Genomic DNA, 5,437 nt, shown 5'->3' with positions numbered 1-5,437 from the left:
CCCCCAAGACGACGCCCCGAACCGCCCGAAGGACGACAGTCCGCCGAGGGATGACGTGCGGCCCAAGGAGGACCGGCCCAAGGACGACGGTCTGCCGAGGGATGACGCGCGGCCCAAGGAGGACCGGCCCAAGGACGACGGTCTGCCGAGGGATGACGCGCGGCCCAAGGAGGACCGGCCCAAGGACGACAGTCCGCCGAGGCATGACGCGCGGCCGAAGGACGACGCCCGCCCCAAGGACGACACCCCTCCCAGGGACGACGCGCATCGGAAGGACGACGCGCGGCCCAAGAACGACGACACGCGACCTCCCCGTGAGGACCGCGGCGACCGCAGCGACGACAATCCTCGCCGCGACGACCAGGCAGACGACGCCGACCAGGCAGACGACGCCGGGAAGCACGACACCACCAAGGACGACCCCGACCCGCACCGCAACAACGACCGCGACGATCCCACCCGCGACGACGATGGCCGCGACAACGACCGGACCGACGACGACCGGACCGACAACGACCCGCCCCGCGACCAAGGCGACGACTCCCCGCCTCCCCGCGACGGCGACGACGCCCCGCACGTGCCACCGAGCCCCGACGACCTCGCCGGCGCGGCCGACAACCCCCGGCATGACGGCAAGGGCGAGGAGAGCACGAAGTGCCCGACCGACCCGGTGAACGCCGCCACCGGCGAGATGCTGCTGGAGCAGACCGACCTCCAACTCCCGGGCGTACTCCCGCTCGTCATCAGACGCAAGCACCGCTCGGGCTACCACTACGGCCAGTTCCACGGCCGTAGCTGGGCCTCCACGTTCGACGAGCGCCTCGAACTGACCATCGACGGCCGTGCCCAGTGGGCCGGCGCGACCGGCAGGATCCTCTGCTACCCGGCCGTGCCCACGACGCCCGGCGAGACGGTCCTTCCCGTCGAGGGCGCCCGAATACCGCTCGTCGCCGAGACCCCGCCCGCCGCGTCGTCCCACGGCCCGGCCTACGCCGTCACCGACCCCAGGACCGGGCTCACCCGCCGCTTCCTCGAAGCCTCAGAAGCCACCGGTGAGCACGTCCCCTCGCGCCTGTGGCTGCACACCGTCGAGGACCGCAACGGCAACCGCATCACCTTCCACCGTCTCCCCGACGGCACCCCGACCGCCGTCACCCACTCCGGCGGCTACCACGTCGACGTCACCTGCGCCGCCGGCCGCGTCACGGCGCTCGCCGTCCGCGACCCCGAAGGGCAGACGACCACCGTCATGTCCTACGGCTACGACGAGGACGGCAACCTCTCCGACGTAGTCAACTCCTCCGCTCTCCCACTCAAGTTCGGCTACGACGACCAGGCCCGCATCACCTCCTGGACCGACCGCAACAATCACACCTACCAATACCTCTACGATCACGAAGGCCGCGTCTTCGAAACCGTCGGCCCCGACGGCGCCCTCTCCAGTCGCTTCGAGTACGACATGCAAACCGGCGTCACCCTCTACACCGACGCCACCGGCGCCGTCACCCGCTACCAGCACAACGAGCTCCACCAGGTCGTCGCCACCACCGACCCGCTCGGCAACACGACCCGCTCCACCTGGACCCGCGACGACCGCCTCCTCACCCACACCGACCCGCTCGGCCACACCACCCACCTCGAATGGGACGACGCCGGCAACCTCACCGCCGTTCACCACCCCGACGGCACGGTCTCCCGCTCCACCTACAACGACCTCCATCTGCCCACACACACCACCAACCCCGACGGCACCACCGTCACGATCGCTTACGACGAGCGCGGCAACGCCACCGCCGTCACCGCCCCGGATGGCAACACGGTTCATCTCACCTACGACGCCACCGGCGCTGTCGCCAGCGTCACCGACCCAACGGGAGCCGTGCAGCTCTCGGTCAACGACCCTGCCGGCCTGCCACTCGTGGTCACTGATCCGCTGGGCAACACTTCCCAGCTCACCCGCGACGCCTTCGGTCGCCCCGTCCACCTGACCGACCCCCTCGGCCACACCACCCGCCTCGCCTGGACGCCCGAAGGCCAACTTGCGTCCCGAACCGAGCCTGACGGCACCTGTCGGTCCTGGACCTACGACGGTGAGGGCAACCGCCGGACCCAGACCGATGCCATCGGCGGCGTCACCACTTTCGAGTACGGCCGCTTCGATCAGCTCATCGCCCGCACCACACCTGATGGCGCCCGTCACGAGTTCGACTACGATCCCGAGCTACGTCTGGTCGCGGTCCGTAACCCGCTTGGTCTGACTTGGAACTACCATTATGATCCCGCCGGACGACTCATCTCCGAATCCGATTTCGACAACCGGGTCCGGCGCTATACCCACGACGCGGCCGGCCGCCTCATAGCGCGCATCAACTCCCTGGGTCAAACCGTCTCCTACGGTTACGACGTCCTTGGTCGTATCATCAGCAAAACTGCGGACGGTGAGACGGTCCATTACACATACAACTCCGCGGACCGCCTCGTCGAGGCCAGCTCAGACCGGTCCACCGCCACCTTCGAGCACGACATCGTCGGCCACGTTATCGCCGAGACAATTGATGGCCGCACCACCCGCTACGCCTATGACGCCCTGGGGCGCCGCACCTCGCGTACCACTCCCACGGGAGCTACCACTTCCTACGTCTACGACGCGGCGGGCAACCGCACCCACCTCATCTCCGACGGCCACCAACTCGCCTTCGCGCACGACGCCCTCGGCCGGGAGACCACCCGCACCTGGGGAGCCGCAGGTCTGAACACCGAGCCGGTCACTCTCACCCAGACCTGGGACCCGATTGGCCGCCTCACCCAGCAGACGCTCGACGCCACCGGCGGCCGCATCCTTCGCTCCCGGGCCCATACCTACCGCGCGGACGGTTACCTGACCTCCGTCACGGACCAACTCGCCGGCGACACCGCCACCTACAGCCTCGACCCCGTAGGACGCCCCCTGACCGTCTCCGCCGAGAACTGGTCGGAGACCTACGCATACGACAGCGCCGGCAACCAGGTCCACGCCAACTGGCCGGACCACACTCCCAACCGCACCGCCCGCGGCGACCGGGCCTACGTCGGTACCCGCATCCAATCTGCCGGACGCATCCGCTACACCCACGACGCCGCAGGCCGCACCACCGTACGTCGCAAGACTCGGCTCTCACATAAGTCCGATATCTGGCGCTACACCTACGACGCCGAGGACCGCCTCACCTCCTGCACAACCCCCGATGGCACCACTTGGACCTACACCTACGACCCGTTCGGCCGCCGCTCCGGCAAACACCGGTGGTCCCCTGACCACACCACCGTCCTGGAGAGCATCCACTTCACCTGGGACGGCACCCGCCTTGCCGAACAGACCGACACCGCCACCGGCGTCACTCTCACCTGGGACTACCAGGGCCACCGCCCCCTCACCCAACTTGAACGCAAGCCCCTCACTCAAGGCGAATACGACAGCCGCTTCTTCGCGATCGTCACCGACCTCGTCGGCACCCCCACCGAACTCGTCGACGAGACCGGCCACATCGCCTGGCACACCCGCACCACCCTCTGGGGCACCACCACCTGGAACCGCGACGCCACCGCCTACACCCCCATCCGTTTCCCGGGGCAATACGCCGACCCCGAAACTGCACTCCACTACAACCTCAATCGCCACTACGATCCCGATACCGCCCGCTATACCACCCCCGACCCCCTCGGACTTATCCCCGATCCCAATCCCCTCACCTACGTCACCAACCCCCATACCTGGGCCGACCCGCTCGGCCTCATGTCCTGCGAGGAGGCAAAGAAGCAAGCCCTCAAAAAGGAGTTGATGGCCCTGGGGAAGGCGCGTGCCGACGAGATCGCCAACAGCCTCCCCGAGGGTGAGATGCCGCCAGGAGCCTACTCGGTGGGGCGCGACCGGACCACCGGTAAGACCTACTATGGTGACAGCGGCCCGGAGACGGGGCACGCTAAGGGCGTAGTCGATGCCATGCCCAGCGAATCGCAGCATCCGTCGGGCAGGCCGCCAGGTGTCTGCGCCGAGGCCCGTATGTTCACCAATGCCATCAATGACGGCGCCGACCCCAAGAACATCGATCTGGTGACGGTCAACCCCAAGGGAAAGAAGTTTAAGATGTGCGACAACTGCAAGACGTGGGTGCCGGGCTTCGGAGGGGACGTGTTGACCGGATGAGTGATGCAGAACGATTCCAGGCGCAGCTACTCGCTGAGTCTCTGTCAGGTGTCGCCGGCGTCGAGGTATACCCAGTCGACGTGGATGCCGCGTGCCGAGAATACCTGGAAGAAGGGTATGAGGTCACGCCGTGGCTTCAAGAGTTCCTCGCGAACTACGGAGAATGCATCGTAACCTGGCAATTCCGGGGCAGTGATACGAGCGTGTCGACCAGGGTCGAGCACGCGCTCGAGGCCCCACATGCCACGCCCCGAAACATGCAGATCTTCAGTCGACGCCTTGGTCTCGCCACTCTTCCCATCGGCTCTGCGTTCTCCACAGAAGAATGCATGCTATTGGCCGCCAACGGGGACATACTGCTCGCCGGTGATCCCGGCTTCCAGTGGGTTGCACACGGCTTCCACGCCGCCGCCCACGCTCTCGTCGCAGGCCCCTGGGACAGGACCTTTTATACGATCGCGCCTGCCGAAGACGGCCTACGTGAGCGTCTGACGCAGGCGGAATCGTGACAAGCTACCGCCCAGTTGTTCGTCCGAGGAACGGTGGTGACCGTTTGCTGACGGGGTGTCATCGAGGGTGAGGGGATGCAGCGGTTGCCCGGACCGTGCACAGGAGGATCTGACTGAACGCTTCTCATCCTGCGTCTGAGGGGGATGGTGTCAGCCCGTGACGACACAGAACTCCTGGTCGTTGCGTTGGTGATCTCATTCGCCAACCCGCCGACGCAGGAGCCCTGTTGGTTCCGGCGGCGAACGCGCCTACGTCGGCACCCGTATCCAGTCCGCCGGCGCCATCCGCTACACCCACGACGCCGCAGGACGCACCACCGTCCGCCGCAAGACCCGCCTCTCCCGCCGCCCCGACACCTGGCACTACACCTACGACGCCGAGGACCGCCTCACTTCCTGCACCACCCCCGACGGCACCCTGTGGACCTACACCTACGACCCCCTCGGCCGCCGCACCGCCAAACTCCGCTGGTCCGACGACCGCCAAACCGTCGTCGAGCACACCACGTTCACCTGGGACGGCACCCGCCTCGCCGAACAGACCGACACCGCCACCGGCGTCACCCTCACCTGGGACCACGAGGGCCACCGCCCCCTCACCCAACTCGAACGCAAACCCTCCACCCTCACCCCCTCCGAGGTCGACAGCCGCTTCTTCGCGATCGTCACCGACCTCGTCGGCACCCCCACCGAACTCGTCGACGAGACCGGCCACATCGCCTGGCACACCCGCACCACCCTCTGG

The 5,437-nt window shown here is 67.4% G+C and carries 2 protein-coding genes and 1 pseudogene; all 3 read left to right on the top strand.

Annotation, left to right across the window (positions count from 1 at the left end; all coding sequences use genetic code 11):
- Positions 1-55 precede the first annotated feature (55 nt).
- Positions 56-4,183: an RHS repeat-associated core domain-containing protein gene (locus GL263_RS20505; RefSeq protein WP_182857198.1), complete on the top strand. Its 4,128-nt coding sequence runs from the start codon at positions 56-58 to the stop codon at positions 4,181-4,183.
- Positions 4,180-4,692: an SUKH-3 domain-containing protein gene (locus tag GL263_RS20500; protein ID WP_182857197.1), complete on the top strand. Its 513-nt coding sequence runs from the start codon at positions 4,180-4,182 to the stop codon at positions 4,690-4,692. Before GL263_RS20505 ends, GL263_RS20500 begins: the two co-directional genes overlap by 4 nt.
- Positions 4,693-4,924: 232 nt before the next feature.
- Positions 4,925-5,437 (top strand): annotated as a pseudogene (locus GL263_RS20495) (type IV secretion protein Rhs); the annotation flags it as partial.

The organism is Streptomyces durbertensis, assembly GCF_014156695.1.
Lineage (GTDB): Bacteria > Actinomycetota > Actinomycetes > Streptomycetales > Streptomycetaceae > Streptomyces > Streptomyces durbertensis.
Note: the sequence above shows the minus strand (reverse complement) of the source record. Positions and strands in the feature narration are given on the sequence as shown.